General features: G+C 62.6%; 19 protein-coding genes. 11 read left to right on the forward strand and 8 right to left on the reverse strand.

Going from position 1 to position 18317, the window contains the following annotated elements:
- Positions 1–8 precede the first annotated feature (8 nt).
- Positions 9–1487 (reverse strand): methyl-accepting chemotaxis protein, encoded by a 1479-nt coding sequence (locus AB5975_19600; protein XDR18787.1) that lies wholly within the window; start codon positions 1485–1487, stop codon positions 9–11.
- Positions 1488–1581: 94 nt separating this feature from the next.
- Entirely contained in the window at positions 1582–2376 is a 795-nt protein-coding gene (locus AB5975_19605; protein ID XDR18788.1) for a TatD family hydrolase, read from the reverse strand.
- Between the two features lie 157 nt (positions 2377–2533).
- Here AB5975_19605 and AB5975_19610 point away from each other — a divergent pair, with 157 nt between their 5' ends.
- From AB5975_19610 to greB, 4 genes are all read left to right on the forward strand, one after another.
- Positions 2534–3940, forward strand: coding sequence for a transglycosylase SLT domain-containing protein (locus AB5975_19610; GenBank protein ID XDR18789.1), 1407 nt, complete (start codon positions 2534–2536; stop codon positions 3938–3940).
- A 113-nt stretch (positions 3941–4053) separates the two neighbouring features.
- Entirely contained in the window at positions 4054–4491 is a 438-nt protein-coding gene (locus AB5975_19615) for a DoxX family protein (protein XDR18790.1), read from the forward strand.
- Between the two features lie 224 nt (positions 4492–4715).
- Positions 4716–5024 (forward strand): hypothetical protein, encoded by a 309-nt coding sequence (locus tag AB5975_19620; GenBank protein XDR18791.1) that lies wholly within the window; start codon positions 4716–4718, stop codon positions 5022–5024.
- An 11-nt stretch (positions 5025–5035) separates the two neighbouring features.
- Positions 5036–5506, forward strand: coding sequence for a transcription elongation factor GreB (gene greB / locus AB5975_19625; protein ID XDR18792.1), 471 nt, complete (start codon positions 5036–5038; stop codon positions 5504–5506).
- 47 nt (positions 5507–5553) lie between these two features.
- Here the strand turns inward: greB and AB5975_19630 are convergent, their stop codons facing one another.
- Together AB5975_19630 and AB5975_19635 are read right to left on the reverse strand one after the other, a co-directional pair.
- Positions 5554–8061 (reverse strand): ABC transporter permease, encoded by a 2508-nt coding sequence (locus tag AB5975_19630; protein ID XDR18793.1) that lies wholly within the window; start codon positions 8059–8061, stop codon positions 5554–5556.
- Positions 8061–8744, reverse strand: coding sequence for an ABC transporter ATP-binding protein (locus tag AB5975_19635; GenBank protein ID XDR18794.1), 684 nt, complete (start codon positions 8742–8744; stop codon positions 8061–8063). Before AB5975_19635 ends, AB5975_19630 begins: the two co-directional genes overlap by 1 nt.
- A 10-nt stretch (positions 8745–8754) precedes the next feature.
- Here AB5975_19635 and AB5975_19640 point away from each other — a divergent pair, with 10 nt between their 5' ends.
- The 3 genes from AB5975_19640 to AB5975_19650 all read left to right on the forward strand — a co-directional run bounded on the left by AB5975_19640 (position 8755) and on the right by AB5975_19650 (position 10800).
- Positions 8755–9360, forward strand: a complete 606-nt coding sequence (locus AB5975_19640) for an arylesterase (protein ID XDR18795.1) — start codon at positions 8755–8757, stop codon at positions 9358–9360.
- Between the two features lie 58 nt (positions 9361–9418).
- The gene (locus AB5975_19645) at positions 9419–9709 is read left to right on the forward strand and encodes a hypothetical protein (GenBank protein XDR18796.1); all 291 of its coding nucleotides are present in this window, start codon (positions 9419–9421) and stop codon (positions 9707–9709) included.
- A gap of 113 nt (positions 9710–9822) precedes the next feature.
- Positions 9823–10800: a L,D-transpeptidase family protein gene (locus tag AB5975_19650; GenBank protein ID XDR18797.1), complete on the forward strand. Its 978-nt coding sequence runs from the start codon at positions 9823–9825 to the stop codon at positions 10798–10800.
- A gap of 132 nt (positions 10801–10932) precedes the next feature.
- Here the strand turns inward: AB5975_19650 and oprI are convergent, their stop codons facing one another.
- Positions 10933–11184 carry an outer membrane lipoprotei OprI gene (gene oprI / locus AB5975_19655; protein ID XDR18798.1) on the reverse strand — a complete coding sequence of 84 codons (252 nt, stop codon included), beginning with the start codon at positions 11182–11184 and terminating at the stop codon, positions 10933–10935.
- Positions 11185–11690: 506 nt separating this feature from the next.
- On the opposite strand from oprI, the gene AB5975_19660 reads away from it, so the two are divergent.
- Positions 11691–11972, forward strand: coding sequence for a GNAT family N-acetyltransferase (locus tag AB5975_19660; protein ID XDR18799.1), 282 nt, complete (start codon positions 11691–11693; stop codon positions 11970–11972).
- A 58-nt stretch (positions 11973–12030) separates the two neighbouring features.
- Here the strand turns inward: AB5975_19660 and AB5975_19665 are convergent, their stop codons facing one another.
- Positions 12031–13107, reverse strand: a complete 1077-nt coding sequence (locus AB5975_19665) for a 3-deoxy-7-phosphoheptulonate synthase (GenBank protein ID XDR18800.1) — start codon at positions 13105–13107, stop codon at positions 12031–12033.
- Between the two features lie 232 nt (positions 13108–13339).
- Between AB5975_19665 and AB5975_19670 the strand changes: the two genes are divergently transcribed.
- The 3 genes from AB5975_19670 (at position 13340) to cysB (ending at position 16025) form a co-directional block, all read left to right on the forward strand.
- Positions 13340–14287, forward strand: coding sequence for a putative 2-dehydropantoate 2-reductase (locus AB5975_19670; GenBank protein ID XDR18801.1), 948 nt, complete (start codon positions 13340–13342; stop codon positions 14285–14287).
- Between the two features lie 136 nt (positions 14288–14423).
- Positions 14424–14921 carry a universal stress protein gene (locus AB5975_19675; GenBank protein ID XDR18802.1) on the forward strand — a complete coding sequence of 166 codons (498 nt, stop codon included), beginning with the start codon at positions 14424–14426 and terminating at the stop codon, positions 14919–14921.
- Positions 14922–15050: 129 nt separating this feature from the next.
- Entirely contained in the window at positions 15051–16025 is a 975-nt protein-coding gene (gene cysB, locus AB5975_19680) for an HTH-type transcriptional regulator CysB (protein ID XDR18803.1), read from the forward strand.
- 38 nt (positions 16026–16063) lie between these two features.
- Here cysB and AB5975_19685 read toward each other — a convergent pair whose 3' ends face one another.
- Together AB5975_19685 and pabB are read right to left on the reverse strand one after the other, a co-directional pair.
- Positions 16064–16798 carry a phosphoadenylyl-sulfate reductase gene (locus AB5975_19685; protein XDR18804.1) on the reverse strand — a complete coding sequence of 245 codons (735 nt, stop codon included), beginning with the start codon at positions 16796–16798 and terminating at the stop codon, positions 16064–16066.
- Between the two features lie 79 nt (positions 16799–16877).
- Entirely contained in the window at positions 16878–18221 is a 1344-nt protein-coding gene (pabB, locus tag AB5975_19690) for an aminodeoxychorismate synthase component I (protein ID XDR18805.1), read from the reverse strand.
- Positions 18222–18317: the final 96 nt, after the last annotated feature.

The raw sequence follows: 18317 nt of genomic DNA on the forward strand, positions 1-18317 counted from the left end.
TATGGTGGCTATAGCTTGAGCTGGCCAATGGCTTTGCTCAGTTCGCCTGCCAGGGTCGCCAGTTCGCTGCTGGTGGTCGCCGAGCTCACTGTCTGCTGCACAGTCTGCTCGGTGACATCGCGGATGCTCACCACCGCGCGGTTCATTTCCTCGGCCACCTGGCTTTGCTGCTCGGCCGCCACAGCAATCTGGGTATTGCTTTCGCGCATTTGCGCCACGGCACCGGTGATTTCGGCCAGCGCCTCACCGGCTTCCTGTGCCTGGCGCACGCAGTCGTCGGCCTTGTACGAGCTTTCCTGCATGAACTCCACTGCATCGCGGGTGCCCGACTGCAGGGCCGAAACCATGGTGGTGATCTCGTCTGTGGAGGATTGCACGCGTTTGGCCAGGTTGCGCACTTCATCGGCCACCACGGCAAAGCCGCGCCCCAAGTCACCGGCGCGCGCTGCTTCGATGGCGGCGTTGAGCGCCAGCAGGTTGGTCTGTTCGGCAATACTGTGGATCACACTGACCACGCCGTTGATTTTCTGACTGTCTTCAGCCAGCTGACGAATCATCTCGGCAGTTTGCTGCACGCCGCTGGAAAGCCCGGAAATCGAATCCTGCACCCGGCTGACCACCTCTTTGCCACTGCCGGCCAGGGTGTCGGCGGATTGTGACAAGTCGCGGGTGGCGCCGGCGTGCTGGGCAATGTGGTGCACCGTCGCCGACATTTCGTTGATGGCGGTGGCCGCTTGATCGGTCTCGCTCTGTTGGCCAAGCATGCCGTGGCGCACGTCGCTCATGCTGGCGGCCAGGCGTGCGGCACCTGAGTCCAACTGTGCAGCGGTATGGGCGACGGTGCTGACCACGCGGTGATAGGTTGCCTGCATGGCGTTGAAGGCCCCGGCCATCTGGCCGACCTCGTCGCCACAGGCTAGCGGTACCCGAGCCGCCAGGTCGCCGGTTTTTTCCACGTGCAGCATCACGTCCTTGAGGGTATTGAGCTGGCTGAGCAGGAAGCGGATCAGCAGTTGTGAGGCGCCGAGCATGGCCAGCATCAATATCAGCACGCACACCGCGTAATTGCTGAAGCGATCGAAGAATACCTGGCGCAGGCTGGGCGACTGGGCCAGCACGGCAACCTGCTGGTCGCCGTTGCGCAGTACCTGTGCGCCGCGCAGCGGGTTGTCACCGAGGATCCAGGCGCTGGGCAGTGCAACCCAGCCCTGGGCGTTGCGCAGGGCTTCAAGGGCCTCACCGGCGAGGGTTGGCGTTTGCCCGGCCGACCAGCTGATGACGTTGGCCGGGCGCGGCAGTGCTTGCCCGGCCGGCCAGGCAGCCAACAACTGGGCTTGCGCGGCCGCTTGCTCCTGCGCTGCCTCGGCGCGTGCGCGTTGCTCCAGGTGCACGGCATACAGCACCAGCAGCAAGGTGGTCACAAAGGCCACCGCGTTGACGGCCCAGAATTTGTACTTCAAGGAAACGTTGCTAAGCCAGGCACCCATGGGCAGGTCTTCTCTGAGTTGAGCGGAAACAATATTGGCAAGGTGCCATCATTGTGCCTGTATCACTCAGGTCCGTTGTTGATATGCGTCAAATTCAGATTTGGAAAAATGCCCGCGCCGTCGCTGTGGTATGCGCCGCGGTCTGCTCGGCCGACTCACCTCGATGCAGGGCCACTTCGCGCAAGACCTCCGGCAGAAACGCCGGCTCGTTACGGCCGTTTTTTGGCTTGGGCCGCAGGCTGCGCGGCAGCAGGTAGGGCGCGTCGCTTTCCAGCATCAGCCGGCCTTGCGCAATGTTGCCTACCAGAGGGTGCAGGTGGGTGCCGCGGCGTTCGTCGCAAATCCAGCCCGTAATGCCGATATGCAGGTCCATGTCCAGATAGGCGAACAGTGCTTCGCGCTCACCGGTAAAGCAGTGCACCACCGCGCCGGTCAAGTGGTCGCGGTAATCTTTGAGGATTGCCAGCAAGCGTTCGCTGGCATCACGCTCGTGCAGGAACACCGGCAGGCGCAGCTCCACAGCCAGGGCCAGCTGGGCTTCCAGGGCTTTTTCCTGCAGCGGGCGAGGGGAGAAGTCGCGGTTGAAATCCAGGCCGCATTCGCCCACGGCGCGCACGCGCGGTTCATTCAGCAACAGGCGCAGCTGGCGCTCGCTGTCGGCATCCCAGGCTTTGGCGTCATGAGGGTGCACGCCGGCCGTGGCGAACAGGTGCGCACTGCTCGGGTCCAGCTGCTGGCACAGCGCCAACGCCTGTTCGCTGACGGCCAGGCTGGTGCCTGTCAGCACCATTTGCGTAACCCCGGCCTCAAGTGCGCGCTCGACGATTGCTGCCTGTTGGTCGTGGAAACTGCTGTTGGTCAGGTTGACGCCGATATCGATCAGTTGCATGGTGCTATCTCGTGCCGCGGGGCGGCCAGCATAGCAAAAACCGCGTTTTTCTGAAAAAACCAAGAACTTCATGCTGTTGCCGTGGTCTTTTACCGTCATTTATCACTTGGCGGTGCAACCCATGGATGCCGCCCACCGACCACGGACACGTTTGCGCATGCTGCGATGCTGGCTTGTTTTCCTGCTGACGCTCGGGCTGGTCCTTGCCGGTCCGGCACAGGCGCGCGCGCCGGGGCCGCAGCAGAATATTCCGCCAGCCAAGGTGCGTGACCTGCAGCAGATTCGCACCAGCAAAGTGCTGCGAGTGCTGGTCAACCAGAGCCGCAACAGCTCGGGTGAGGTCAAGGGCGAGCCGGTCGGCATTGAGTATTATCGCCTGCGTGCCCTGGAGCATTACCTCAATGCTCGTACCGCCGACGACCAGCAGATCCAGCTAAAGCTCATCCCAAGGGCCAAGGAGCAGTTGCTGGGCGCCTTGGCCCGTGGCGAGGGTGACCTGGCTGCGCCTGGCGAACTGCTCGACCCCAGCACGGTGCGCGGCGTCAGCAGCAGTGCGCCGATACTCGACCAGGTGCCGTTGATGCTGGTCGGGCGTAAAGGCGAGCGAAGCTTCAGCAAGGTCGAGCAGTTGTCCGGGCGTACCGTGGCCTTGACCAGCGCCAGCGCCGCCGGGCCAATGATCCAGCAGGTCAACCAGCAACTGGCGCTGCGCAAGCGGCCGCCAATCAAGGTGGAGTGGGTCGATTCGACGCTGGCGGTGGAGGACGTGCTGGAGATGGTGCAGGCTGGCATCTACCACCTGACCGTAGTCGAGCAGCCAATTGCCCGCCGATGGGCGCGGGTTATGCCGCGCCTGCGCCTGGACAGCCGGGTGCACCTGGGGGCGCCGCAAGCCATGCGCTGGTATGTGGGGCGTGATGCGCCGCAATTGTTGGCGACGGTCGATCACTTCCTGCAAGGTTACCGCGCGCCTGACAACCAGGATGCCGCGTTCGAGCGCATCTACCGCCGTCAGTATCGGGTGCACAACCCGTTGGCCAGCAAGGACCGCCAGCGCCTGGCCTCGGTGCGGGCGGTGCTGCAGAAGCATGGTCAGGCGCAGCAGATCGACTGGCTCAACCTGGCTGCGCTGGCCTTCAAGGAGTCGACGCTCAACCCGGCTGCACGCGGCACCGGTGGTGCCCATGGCCTGATGCAGATCACCCCTTCGGCCGCCCAGCGCGTGGGGGTGAGCAACACCGCGACGGTGGATGGCAATGTCCAGGCCAGTGCTCGATACCTGGCGCTTATCCGGCGCAAGTTCTTCGCCAGTGCCAAGATCAACGAGCGTGAGCGCATGGCCTTTGTGCTGGCAGCCTACAATCTTGGCCCCGAGCGGGTCCAGGCCATGCGCGCCGAGGCTCGGCGGCGTGGGCTCAACGGTAACCAGTGGTTTTTCCAGACCGAACGCATCGCCATGGAGCAGGTGGGTATGGGGCCAGTCAATTTCGTCAACAGCGTCAACAAATACTACCTGGCGTTCAACCGCGAACGGGTCGCGCTGGAGCGCGTAGCGAAGCGTTGATGTATCGAATTTGTAGATTGTTATGTTGGGCTTTTTGCGATTTTCATATCAGTAGAATTGATTATGATGGCGCTCATCCCAACACAACTTCCTCGCTTCAAGGACGCTCCGACATGAACAACACTACCCTCAACGCCCTGTTCTCTACCCGTGCTGGCGCTGGCCTCAGCGTTATCCGCATCCTGGTCGGCATCATTTTCATGGCGCATGGTGCGCAAAAACTCTTCGGCCTGTTCGGTGGCTATGGCCTGGAAGGCACCGGCCAATGGATGGAAAGCATCGGCCTGGCCCCGGGTTACCTGATGGCCCTGCTGTCCGGTAGTGCCGAGTTCTTCGGCGGCCTGGCCCTGGTGGTTGGCCTGCTGGCTCGTCCAGCGGCGCTGGCGCTGACCGTGACCTTGGTGGTGGCGATCTTCTCGGTGCACATCGGCAATGGCCTGTTCATGTCCAACAACGGCTATGAGTTCGCCTTGGCGCTGCTGGCCGGTACCGTTGCCGTCATGATCGAAGGCGCAGGCCGCTTCTCGCTCGACCGCCTGATCGCCCGCTGATACTGCGCAAGCGGCAAGATACAAGCCTCAAGCCGAAAGTGATCGGTTTGAGGCTTGTATCTTGCCGCTTGTAGCTCTAGCATACCGCCTGCGCCGATTTAAACAGCTACTTGCGGGGCGCAGGAAAGCCCCACCTCCGGGCCATCCGAAATACCGCTAAAGCGCTGGTTCGGTGACGCCTCCCACCGCTGCCCAGCGGGATTCGCGAGGCGGAGAGAAGCTCCATGAGTTGCCCACGTACCAGTGTCTGTTTGAGCCCTTTGCCTGCCAACCAGGCGTCCCGCACACCGCGCATCCTGCTCGGCGGCCAGCATCAGCCCACCCTTTTGCGTCATCTCGAAGGCCTGTCACGGCGCAAGGGCCAGGCGCGTGCCTTTCTGATTCAGTTCGCCGATAGCGGCTGCTACCTCGCGCAGTATGGCACTGACCGTTTCGACCTGGCCGTGATCCAGGCGCCAGCGCTGGAGGAGGCTGCCGAAGTCATCGGCCACCTCACCCGCATCGCGCGCCAAGGCCTGATTACCCGCCGCTGAGGAGTGCGCTGTTGAGCACCAACATCATCACCACGGAAGGCCATGAGGCGCTGAAGAAGGAGCTGGACCACCTGTGGCGGGTGTATCGGCCGGAAATCACCCAGAAAGTCGCCTGGGCGGCGTCGCTGGGAGACCGTAGCGAGAACGCCGACTATCAGTACAACAAGAAGCTACTGCGCGAAATCGACCGCCGAGTGCGTTACCTGCGCAAGCGCCTTGAAGATGTGAAGGTGGTGGCGTACTCGCCGCAGCAGGAGGGCAAAGTGTTTTTCGGTGCCTGGGTCGAAATCGAGAACGATGAGGGCGAGACCATGAAGTTTCGCATTGTCGGCTATGACGAGATCTACGGGCGCAACGATTACATTTCGATCGACTCGCCCATGGCCCGCGCCTTGTTGAAGAAGGAGGAGGGCGATGAGGTGGTGGTGCATACACCTACTGGTGAAGCGACCTGGTATGTGAACAGCATCAGCTACGGGTGATGAGTTGACGTTACCTGTGCCCGCCTCTTCGCGGGCACAGGCAGCCATCAAGTGTCGCGTAGAACCGCCAGCGGGCTAGCATTCAAGGCCCGTCGCGTCCCCAGTACCCCCGCCCCCCCCACCAGCAACGCCCCCGCAAGCGGCAACACCAGCAACCACGGATGTGGGCTCCATTGCAGGTCAAAGGCGTAGCGGTACAGCACCAGGGTAATCAGTTCGCAGCCCACTGCAGCCAACAGCCCGCTGGCCGCTCCCAGCAAACCGAATTCGATACGCCGAGCCTTGACCAGCAACGGCCGCGCCGCCCCCAGGGCGCGCAGCAAGGCGCCCTGGCGAATGCGTTCGTCCAGTGTGGCCTGCAAGCCTGCGAACAGCACCGCCAGCCCGGCCGCCAGTACGAACAGCAGCACATACTCCACCGCCAGGGTCACCTGGGCGAGGATGCTGCGCAGCTGGTCGAGCAAGGCATCCACCTGCAGGATGGTCACTGCCGGAAACGCCCGTGACAGCGCCACCACATCCAGATCATGCCCCGTTGCCAGGTAGAAGCTGGTCAGGTAGGTGGTCGGCAGCCCTTGTAGCGTGCCGGGCTGGAAGATCATGTAGAAATTCGGCTGGAAGCTGTCCCAGTGCACGCTACGCAGGCTGCTGACGCGGGCCTGGCGCTGCTGGCCGCCGATGTCGAAGGTCAGCAGGTCGCCCATGTGCAGTTTCAGGCTGCTGGCCAGTTCCGCTTCCACCGATACCCCGGGGATTTCGTTGTCGGCTGGCAAGGCTTGCCACCAGCTGCCGGCGGTCAGCGCGTTGCCTTCGGGCAATTCGGCGGCCCAGGTCAGGCTGAGGTCGCGCTGTACGGCGCGCTCGCCTGCCGAGTCCTTGCTGACGATCTGCTGTACCGGCTGCTCGTTGATCTGCACCAGGCGCCCGGGCGTCACCGGGTACAGCGGCGCTGAAGTGGCGTTGACCTGGTGCAGGCGTTGAGCGAACGGTTCGCGGTCATCCGGCAGGATGTTCAGGGCGAAATGGTTCGGCGCATCCTTGGGCAACTGCGCTTGCCAGGTGTCGAGCAGTTCTGCGCGCAGCAGGGCGACCAGGGCCATGGCCAGCAAAATCAAGCCGAAGGCCAGGGCCTGGCCGGCGGCAGCCATGGGGTGGCGTAACAGCTGGCCGAGCCCCAGGCGCCAGGTGAGTGGCGCGCCGGCCAGCAGCTGGCGCAGGCTGCGCAATCCGAGTAACAGCAGGCCACCGAGCAATAGTGCAGCGACCAGGCCGCCGCCGAGCAGGGCGAAAGTGAGCAGCAAGTCGAGGCTCAGGCGCCACATGATCAGGCCCAGGGCAAACAGAGCGGCGCCGTACACCAACCAGCTGCTGGGTGGTATCGGTAACAGATCACGGCGCAGTACCCGCAGTGGCGGAACTTGGCCCAGGGCGGCAATTGGCGGCAGGGCGAAGCCGGCCAGTGCAACCAGCCCGGTACCGATACCGGCCAGCGCCGGGATGATGCCACCGGCCGGTACCACGCTTGGCAGCAGGCCGTGCAGCAAGCGGAACAGGCCCAACTGAGCCAGCCAGCCGAGCAGGGCGCCGGCAAAGGCGGCGACGAGGCCGAGCATGGCCAACTGCAGGCAATACAAGCCCAGAGCCTGGCGGCGTGAGAGCCCCAGGCAGCGCAGCAGGGCGCTGGCGTCCAGGCGGCGTGCGGCGTAGCGGCTGGCCGAGAGGGCCACAGCCACGCCGGCCAGCAGCACGGCCACCAGGCTGGCCATGTTCAGGTAGCGTTCGGCCTTGCCCAGCGCGCCGCCGATCTGTTGGTTGCCATCGCGGGTGTCGCGCAGGCGCTGGTTGGCGGCCAGGTCTTTTTCCACGGCTTGGCGGTACCGGGCCAGTGCCTCGGCATCACCGCGCCACAGGTCGCGGTAGGTGACCCGGCTGCCCGGCTGGATCACGCCGGTTGCCCCCAGGTCGGCCAGGTTCATCATCACGCGCGGGGTAAGGCTGTAGAAGTTGTTGGCGCGGTCTGGCTCGTAGGTCAGCACGCGGCTCATGCGCAGGGTTTTCATGCCTACGTCGATGCTGTCACCAATCGCCAGCCCCAGTGCCGCCAGCAGGCGTGGTTCGACCCACGCCTCGCCAGGAGCAGGGCCGCCGCCAGGCGTTTCCTCGGCGTAAGGTGCCGGCGCGCTGCGTACTTGCCCGCGCAATGGGTAGGTGCCGTCGGCGGCCTTGACGCTGGACAGTTGGATGCCGTTATCGCCGCCCACCACACTGGTGAACTCGACCACCTGCGCGTGGCGCAAGCCAAGTGCCGTGCCGGTATCGATCTGTTGCTCGCGGGCGGGGGCACTGCCCTGCAGCACCAGGTCGGCACCCAGGAATTCGCTGGCGCGCAGTTGCATGGCACCGTTAAGGCGGGCGCCGAAATAGCCGATGGCGGTGCTGGCTGCCACCGCCACCAGCAGGGCAAAGAACAGCACGCGTACTTCGCTGGCGCGAATGTCGCGCAGCAACTGGCGCAGGGCCAGGCCGCACAGGCGGGATAACGGCATGTGGTTCATCAGGCTTCCACCGAGGTCACCAGGCGCCCCGCGTCCAGGCGGATCTGGCGGCGGCAGCGCCGGGCCAGGCGTTCGTCATGGGTGACCAGCACCAGGGTGGTGCCGCGCTCCTTGTTCAATTCAAACAGCAAGTCGCTGATGCGCTCACCCGTGTGGCTGTCGAGGTTGCCGGTGGGTTCGTCGGCAAACAACACCGCAGGCTGTGCGGCGAAGGCGCGGGCGATGGCCACCCGCTGCTGCTCGCCGCCCGACAGTTGGCGTGGGGTGTGGCTCAGGCGCTTGCCGAGGCCGACCCGTTCCAGCAGGGTGCGCGCCTGTTCGCGTGCATCGCGGCGGCCGTCCAGCTCCAGTGGCAGCATGACGTTTTCCAGCGCATTGAGGCTGTCGAGCAGTTGGAACGACTGGAACACGAAGCCCACATGTTCGGCGCGCACACGGGCGCGCTGGTCTTCATCCAGTGGCCCCAGGTCATGGCCGGCGAGAATGACCTTGCCAGCGCTGGGCTGGTCGAGGCCCGCGAGCAGGCCGAGCAGGGTCGACTTGCCAGAGCCCGAGGCGCCGACGATGGCCAAGCTGTCACCCTGGGTGAGATCAAGGGAAAGTGCGTGGAGGATGGTCAGGTCGCCTTCCGCGCTGGGGACCACTTTGCTAAGGTTCTGCGCAACGAGAATGCTGGGGCTCATGGAGAATCCGATGCGAGTGTGGTGGTTGAGTGCCGGTCTGGCCCTGTATTGCCTGGCCCAGAGCGCGGCGGCGGGAACGCTGCTGATTGTTGGCGATAGTATCAGCGCCGGTTTTGGCCTGGATACCCGCCAGGGTTGGGTGTCTCTCTTGCAGACCCGCCTCAAGGACGAAGGTTTCGATGACAAAGTGGTCAATGCATCGATCAGCGGCGACACCAGCGCAGGCGGCCAGGCACGGCTGCCGGCGCTGCTTGCAGCCCATAAACCCAGCCTGGTGGTGTTGGAGCTGGGCGGTAACGATGGCCTGCGCGGGCAGCCGCCCGCGCAATTGCAACAAAATCTTGCGTCGATGATCGAGCGTTCGCGCCAGGCTGGTGCCAAGGTACTTTTGTTGGGCATGCGCCTACCGCCCAATTATGGTGTGCGCTACACCACCGCATTTGCCAACGTGTATGAACAGCTGGCAGCGGACAAGCAGGTGCCCTTGGTGCCGTTTTTCCTTGAAGGGGTAGGGGGCGTGCCTGAGCTGATGCAGGCCGACGGCATCCATCCGGCGCAGGGTGCCCAGCAGCGCCTGCTGGAAAATGCCTGGCCAGCGATAAAACCCTTGCTGTGAAGCTTTAAACGAGGGCGCCTTTCGGCTAATGTTGCGCCCCCCGTTTCGAGTGCCCCCAATGCCGCGCCCTGCCTGGTCCCTGTTTGCCTACCAACTGATCGAGCCTGACGAGCAGCTCGACTTGTTCGCCTGCCAGGAAATCCGTGTTCACCTCGTGGCCCGCCAGCTTGAGCTGGGTGTGCCAGTCGACCGTACCTTGTGCGGTGGTCTGCTACCTGCGCAGCCGCGCTGGTCGGGGGTGCCGCGCTCGATCTACCGCGATGGCCGCCTGTGTGACCTATGCCGTGCCATCCTCGATGCCCAGCGACGCGGCATGCGCCCGGTGTGGCCTGAGCTGCATGGCAGCTGAACGGCAAGCACCTTTCATCATCTGAAACGCTTGCATGACGCCAATGCCTCCCGCTTGCACTGGCGCGGGTGTACAATCGATCCTCTTGACCCACCTTTCGAAGGATTTACCGGATGTTGCCGCGCTTTCCTGCCGTCACCCGTAGCCTGTCCCTGGCCGCCCTGCTGGTAGCGGGCCCCGCTGCTGCGCTGGAGCTGCCACTGCCACCGCCCGGTGAAGACATCGTCGGCCAGGTGCATGTGATCAAGGCAAAGTACGAGGACACGTTCGCCGATATCGGCACCGCCAACGACCTCGGCTACCTGGAAATGATTGCCGCCAACCCGGGCGTTGACCCCTGGCTGCCGGGCGCCGGCACCGAAATCATCCTGCCGACCCGTTACGTCTTGCCGCCGGGCCCGCGTGAAGGCATCGTCATCAACCTGGCCGAGTACCGCCTGTATTACTTCCCGAAAGGGCAGAACGTGGTACATACCTTCCCGCTGGGTATTGGCCGGGAGGGTTGGGGCTCGCCGATCGCCAACACCAAGATCACTGCCAAGACGCCAAACCCGACCTGGACGCCGCCTGCCTCGATTCGCAAAGAGCACGCAGCGGACGGTGACATCCTGCCCGCCGTGGTGCCGGCTGGCCCGGACAACCCGCTGGGGCCGTTCAAGTTCACCTTGGGTGTGCCGGGCTACCTGATCCACGGTTCGAACAAGAAGTTCGGCATTGGTATGCGTACCAGCCACGGTTGCTTCCGCATGCTCAACAACAACGTGCTGGAACTGTCGAAGATGGTGCCGGTGGGTACTCCGGTACGCATCATCAACGAGCCGTACAAGTTTGGTATCAGTGGCGGCAAGGTCTATCTTGAGGCACACACGCCGCTGGATGACCAGGGTAACCCGTCAGTGGTGGACAAACACACCGCCGTTATCAATGCCTTGCTCAAGCGCGAAGACCTGGCCAATAACCTGCGCATGAACTGGGACATGGTGCGAGACGTGGTGGCTGCAGAAGATGGCATGCCGGTAGAAATTGCCGTGCCCGTGGAAAACCAGGGTGGCACACCAATGGTTACGAGCATTCCGCCCGAACTGCAGTAAGGTAATCGCGACACACCCGGGCCTGCCTTAGTGCAGGCCTTTTCGTACCCGCCTGACGTGTTTGCCCGTTTCACAGGCAATAAAAAAGCCGACCCACAAGTGGGTCGGCTTCTTAACAATCCGTGAGGATTATTACTTGCGGCTGGCTTTGTCCAGCATACGCAGAGCGCGCTCGTTGGCTTCGTCAGCGGTCTGCTGAGCCTTCTGAGCGGCTGCCAGTGCGTCGTCAGCCTTACGGTAGGCTTCGTCAGCACGAGCTTGAGCGCGAGCTGCTGCGTCTTCAGTCGCAGTCAGACGAGCTTCGGTTTCTTTGGATACGCTGCTGCAACCGGTAGCCAGAACTGCGGCCAGAGCCAGAGCAGAGAATTTCAGAACGTTGTTCATCGTGTTCCCCTTCAAGGACTTTCTATTAAATAGCCATCTCTCAGGAAAGAGAAACTGGCCGGCGTACATAGTACCCATTACTTGTAGTAAGTAAACTGACAGAGCGCAAGAACTGCAAAAAAAATGTTGCTTGACCCTGCGCCGACAAGATTTGCGACGTCTCTGTGAAAAAAACGTGCAGGGTTCGCAAGCGATTGTAGTACAGGAACTTTTTTGTTGAACTAAGGGTGACTTTAACTGTCCCTCAGCGTCTTAAGCCCTAGAACATCCGGCGGCTGTTGGGTGGGATGGGGAAAGTCGCCCTGATGCCATTTTGGCCATTTTTAACCGCCGCCACCTTGAGCAATCACGCTCGCGGCGCCTACTATCTTGTGAGTGCCAGAGGATCCGAACGATTACAATCGTCCAGTGGTCGAAGGGGCAACAGGTGGCGTAGAGATTCTGTGCCGGATAAACAACCATCGGTTAAGGTATGGGTCTGCCGAGAAGACCTGCAAGGAGTAGTGATGAGCGAAGCGCTGACCATCCACCATGACCAGGCGGGTCATCAGTTCGAGACCAACGTGGACGGTCATCGTGCCTATCTGACGTACATGGATTTGGGCAAGCAGACGCTGGACATCTATCGCACCTTCGTGCCCAACGCCCTGCGCGGCCGCGGGATCGCTGCCGCTTTGACCGAACGAGCCCTGGAGTACGCCGAGCAGATGGGCTACACGGTGATTCCGTCCTGCTCGTATGTAGAGCGCTACATGGAGCGCCAGCAGCGGCATTCGAGCAAAGCCTGAGCAGGCACCAGACACCAAAACGCCGGGCATTGCCCGGCGTTTTTCGTTGTTGCAATGCTTAGCCGCGCTTGCGCTGCGGCAGCACATCTTTCAGCTTGGTACGCATGCTGCGCAGGGTCTTCTCGGTAGCCGACCAGTCGATGCAGGCGTCGGTGATCGACACACCATACTGCAGCTCGTCCAGGTTTTTCGGTATCGACTGGCAGCCCCAGTTCAGGTGGCTTTCGACCATCAGGCCGATGATCGACTGGTTGCCTTCGAGGATCTGGTTGGCAACGTTTTCCATGACCAGCGGTTGCAGGGCCGGGTCCTTGTTGGAATTGGCATGGCTGCAGTCGACCATGATGTTGGCCTTGATCTTGGCCTTGGCCAGGTCCTGTTCGCACAGGGCAACGCTGACCGAGTCGTAGTTCGGCTTGCCGTTGCCGCCGCGCAGTACCACATGGCCGTAAGGGTTACCCTTGGTGGTAACGATCGATACACCGCCTTCCTGGTTGATACCCAGGAAGCGGTGCGGCTTGGACACCGACTGCAAAGCGTTGATGGCAACGGTCAGGCCGCCGTCGGTGCCGTTCTTGAAGCCGACCGCCGAGGACAAGCCCGAGGCCATCTCGCGGTGGGTTTGCGACTCGGTGGTGCGGGCACCAATGGCCGACCAGCTGATAAGGTCTTGCAGGTACTGCGGGGAAATCGGGTCGAGCGCCTCGGTGGCAGTCGGCAGGCCCATTTCAGCCAGGTCCAGCAGCAGCTGGCGGCCGATGTGCAGGCCGTCCTGGATCTTGAACGAGTCATCCAGGTATGGGTCGTTGATCAGGCCTTTCCAGCCGACGGTGGTGCGTGGCTTTTCGAAGTACACGCGCATGACCAGGTACAGCGTATCGGACACTTCTTCGGCCAGCACTTTCAGGCGCTCGGCATACTCGTGGGCGGCCTTGATGTCGTGGATCGAGCAAGGGCCGACCACGACGAACAGGCGATGGTCCTTGCCGTCGAGAATATTGCGCACCACTTCACGGCCGGCAGTCACGGTCTGCAGGGCCTTGGCGCTGAGGGGGATTTCCTTCTTGAGCTGATCAGGGGTGATCAGGGTCTCGTTGGAGGCAACGTTCAAGTCATCGATCGGTAAATCAGCCATCGTGTTACTCGTCAGGTCACGGGTGCCGGCCGCCAACAATCCCCGTGCGGCCCAGCAGCAAGAATAATCGCAGCGGGGAGCCGAACCTTAGCGCGTTACAGGTGGCGCGACAATGGGCTAAGCCCAGTCATTGTGGGGTTTTTCCCTGTTCGAGGGGGTTGCGCGCGAATGGGCTGCCCAGCGCGGCTCAACCTGTGTAAAAAGAGGGCTGACCCTATAGCTGGAGATTGGCATGCATTCGAACACCCCGCGCATCGGCATCATCGGCAGTGGCGCCATTGGCGGCTTTTATGGGTTGATGCTGGCCCGGGCCGGTTTCGATGTGCATTTTCTGCTGCGCAGCGAGTATCAGGCCGTTCGCGAGCAGGGGCTTAGCCTGGACAGTGCCGTGCATGGCACGCTGCAAATGAAGGTGCAGGCTTACGTCAATGCCGCCGACATGCCGCCGTGTGACTGGCTGCTGATCGGTGCCAAGGCCACCAGCAACGCGCAGCTTGCGCCGTTGATCGTCCAGGCCGCTGCGCCCGGCGCCAAGGTGGTGCTGTTGCAGAATGGCCTGGGTGTGGAGGAGCAGTTGCGCTCGGCCTTGCGCAGCGACATGCATCTGCTTGGCGGCCTGTGCTTCATCTGTGTCAATCGCCAGGCACCGGGTGTAATCCGTCACCAGGCTCTAGGTGCGGTCAATCTGGGGTACCACAGCGGGCCGGCCATTGATGGTGGCGCCGCGCTGGTCGCGGAAGGCGCCGGGTTGTTCCAGGCCGCGGGCATCGATTCGCAGGCCATGCCGAACCTGGCCCTGGCTCGCTGGCAGAAGTTGGTGTGGAACGTGCCTTACAACGGCCTGTCGGTGCTGCTGGGGGCGAGCACCACGCCGCTGATGGCCGAGCGCCATAGTCGCGAGCTGATCCAGGCCTTGATGGCCGAGGTGGTGCAGGGGGCGGAAGCCTGTGGCCATGTGTTACCGGAGGGCTACGCCGAGCACTTGTTCCAGGTGACCGAGCGCATGCCCGACTACTGGCCGAGCATGTACCACGACCATGCCCACCAGCGCCCCCTTGAACTGCAGGCTATCTATGCCGAGCCGCTGGCACGCGCTCGGGCGGCGGGGTGCAGCCTGCCACGCATGGAGATGCTGTATCAGGCGCTGAGTTTCATCGACAGCAGTGATCGGCCCCACTGAAGGCGGCTTCGGCCTTGGCGGCACTCGCTGTGGGTCGCTCCAGCCCACGCCAGCAGCGCGCCGGACGGCAAAGCGTGCATCCGGCGCGCTGCTAAGCTGAAGCTTGCTCTGCCGCTGCGGCAGTCGAGGAGGTCGAATGATCCGCTCCATGCTGTACGCCACCGACCTCGGTGTCTACGCCCCTTTCGTGATGCAGCACGCGCTGGCGTTGGCGCGCACGTTCAACGCCGAATTGTATGTGATACACGCGGTAGAGCCGATGGGCCAGTTCGCCGAATCCCTCCTGCAAAGCTACCTCGATGAGCAGACGCTCGACCAGTTGCATAGCCAAGGCGTGAACACGGTGATGGCGAATATAGAGCAGCGGGTGCTGGAAAGCTTTCGCGACGAGCTAGGTGAAGAAGCCGATCTGGCGGTGATCAGAGCCGTGCGGGTACGGCAGGGCGACCCGGCCCAAGTGATTCTCGACCAGGCGCAGCGGCTAAGCGTCGACCTATTGATATTCGGTAGCCACAGCGCCGGTGCCGGGGTGGACGTACCGCTGGGGCGCACGGCGGTGCGGCTGCTGCAATTGTCGCCGGTGCCGGTGTACATGGTGCCTTTGGCGCAGCACCTGGGGCGTAGGAAAACATGAAGATGGCTGTAGGCCATTTCCGGCTGGCGCGTAACAAAATAGTTCTAGATTTATTTCCAGAACCACTAATATAGTTATATATCGTCGCTGCCTGCTGCCGCGGACTCATCGCTGAACCGAGGGGAACCTATGAAGCTTCAACAACTGCGCTACATCTGGGAAGTGGCGCACCATGACCTCAACGTCTCCGCGACGGCGCAGAGCCTGTATACCTCCCAGCCAGGTATCAGCAAGCAGATCCGCCTGCTCGAAGACGAACTGGGTGTTGAAGTCTTTGCCCGCAGTGGCAAGCATCTGACCCGCGTTACTCCGGCCGGTGAGCGCATCATCAATACCGCAGGCGAAATCCTGCGCAAGGTCGAGAGCATCAAGCAGATCGCCCAGGAGTTCTCCAACGAGAAGAAGGGCACGCTGTCCATTGCCACTACCCATACCCAGGCGCGTTATGCACTGCCGCCGGTAATCAGCAGTTTCATCAAGCAATACCCGGAAGTGTCCCTGCACATGCATCAGGGCTCACCCATGCAGATTGCCGAGATGGCTGCGGACGGTACGGTCGACTTCGCTATCGCTACCGAGGCGCTGGAGCTGTTCGGCGACCTGATCATGATGCCGTGCTACAAGTGGAACCGTTGCGTGGTGGTGCCGCAAGGTCACCCACTGGCCAAGCTGCCGAAGCTGACCCTGGAAGCCGTTGCCGAATACCCGATCGTTACCTACGTGTTCGGTTTCACCGGGCGTTCGAAGCTGGACGAAGCCTTCAACCACCGAGGCCTCACGCCGAAAGTTGTATTCACCGCGGCTGACGCCGACGTGATCAAGACCTATGTACGCTTGGGGTTGGGCGTGGGCATCGTTGCTGGCATGGCCGTGGATGCCAAGCTCGACAGTGACCTGGTGGCCCTGGACGCCAGCGAGCTGTTCGAAGCCAGCATTACCAAGATCGGCTTCCGCCGTGGCACCTTCCTGCGTGGCTTCATGTGCGACTTCATCGAGAAGTTCGCCCCGCACCTGACCCGCGAAGTGATGGCCAAGGCGATTCAGTGCCATAACAAGCAGGAGCTGGAAGAGCTTTTCGAAGGCGTCGAACTGCCAGTGCACTGATTCAAGAATGCTGGGGCTGCATAGCAGCCCCGGCTATTTCAAGCCTTGCTGATCAGGTTGCCCGCGTGCAACCCGCATTCCTTCTGCGTCGACTCTTCCCACCACCAACGCCCTTCACGCTCATGCTGGTTTGGCAGCACCGGCCGGGTGCACGGCTCGCAACCAATGCTGATGAAGCCGCGCTCATGCAGGCTGTTGTACGGCAGTTCAAGCATGCGGATATAGCCCCACACCTCTTCACTGCTCATCTGCGCCAGCGGGTTGAACTTGTACAGCGTACGTTCAGGGGTGGAGAAGGCACTGTCGATTTCCAGTGCCGCCACCTGGCTGCGGGTGCCCGGGCTCTGGTCGCGGCGCTGGCCGGTAGCCCAAGCGCTGACGGTGGCCAACTTGCGGCGCAACGGCTCGATCTTGCGAATGCCGCAGCACTCCCCATGGCCATCCTTGTAGAAGCTGAACAGGCCCTTTTCCTTGACGAACGGGTCGAGCTTGGCCCGATCAGGGCTGAGGATTTCGATCGGCAGGTTGTACTGCTCGCGTACCTGGTCGATGAACCGGTAGGTCTCCGGGTGCAGGCGACCGGTGTCGAGGCTGAACACCTTGACTTGCTTGTTCAGCTTCCAGGCCATGTCGACCAGCACCACGTCCTCGGCGCCGCTGAAGGAGATCCACAGGTCATCACCAAAATGCTCGAACGCGAGCTTGAGAATGTCCTGTGGGGACTTGTTGGCGTAGGTCGCGGCCAGGGCGGCGACGTCGAAGGGTTGGCTCATCAGGCGGTTTCCATCTTGGCTGTGGCGCTGTGCGCTCGTAATGAGGTGATGGTAACAAAAAAACGCGGGCTAGACGGACTCACAAGCCCTGCAAGGTTTGCATCAGCACCCGCACTTTGGCGATCGACTCTTCATATTCGGCCTGCCACTCGGAGTCGGCTACCACCGCGCCGCCGCCCCAGCAACTGACCTGGCCGTCCTTGACCAGCAGGCTGCGAATGGCAATGGAGCTGTCCATCTCGCCGCGCACATCCACATACAGCATAGAGCCGCAGTACAGCGCACGGCGCGATGGCTCCAGCTCGTCGATGATCTGCATGGCGCGGATTTTCGGTGCACCGGTGATCGAGCCGCCGGGGAAGCTGTCGCCGATCAGGTCCAGCGCGTCCTTGTCGCTGGCCAGCTGGCCGGTGATGCTGCTGACCAGGTGGTGGACGTTGGGGTAGCTCTCCAGGCTGAACAGCTCCGGTACCTGCACTGAACCGATTTTGCAGGTGCGCCCCAAATCGTTGCGCAGCAGGTCGACGATCATCAGGTTTTCCGAGCGGTCCTTGGGGCTGTGCAGCAACTCTTCGGCATTGCGCGTGTCTTCGGTCGGGTCGCTGGCGCGTGGGCGGGTGCCCTTGATGGGTCGGGTTTCCACCTGGCCCTGGTTGACGCGAATGAAGCGTTCAGGCGAAAAGCTCAGTAAGGCGCTGCCGTCGGCCAGTTGCTGGTAGCCGGAGAACGGCGTTGGGCAGGCCTGGCGCAGGGCCTGGTAGGCGCGCCACGGGTCGCCCTGGCAGGGCGCGCGGAAGCGTTGGGTGAGGTTGATCTGGTAGCAGTCACCGGCCTGGATGTAGCGTTGTACCTGGTCAAAGGCTGCTTTGTACTGCTCGGGCTGCAGGTCGCCGGCCATCGGCGCGAGCAGCTGGAACTCGCCGGCTTCGGCGTTGATTTCGCCTTGGAACAGGCTGATCAGGCGTTGGCGTTCGTCAGCTGCCAGGTTTGGGTGAAACACCAGTTGGCTGGTGCCGAGCAGATGGTCGCTGACCAATGCCCAAGCGTACAGGCCCAGTTGGGCGTCTGGCAGGCCGAGGTCGTCCACGGCATGGCTTGGCAGGTGTTCCAGGCGGCGTCCGAAGTCATAGCTCAGGTAGCCGATCAGGCCGCCGGCGAAGGGCAGTTCTACACCGTCGGGCAAGTCGGCGTAACCCAGTTGAGCCAGGCCGACACGCAGGCGCTGAAGGAAGGCGCGGCCTTCTTCGTGCGGGTGCGCTCGCAACTGTTGCAGCGGCCAGGCGCTGAGCAGGTCGAAGCGGCCGCGTTCGGCGCCAGGGCGGGCGCTGTCGAGCAGAATTGCGCCGGGGGCCTGGCGCAGGCGGGCGAAATAGGCGGCAGGGTCGGGCTGGTAGGGCAGGGGGTAAAGCGTACAGGTCGGCATCAGTGTGGACGGCGATGTAAAAGCGAGGAGGGCGATTGTAGACCTGTGTAGGAAAAGCGCCTAGCACTGGGCGCGACATTCAACATTGTGTTTGGC

The sequence above is a fragment of the Pseudomonas putida genome (genome assembly GCA_041071465.1).
Classification (GTDB): Bacteria; Pseudomonadota; Gammaproteobacteria; order Pseudomonadales; family Pseudomonadaceae; genus Aquipseudomonas; species Aquipseudomonas putida_P.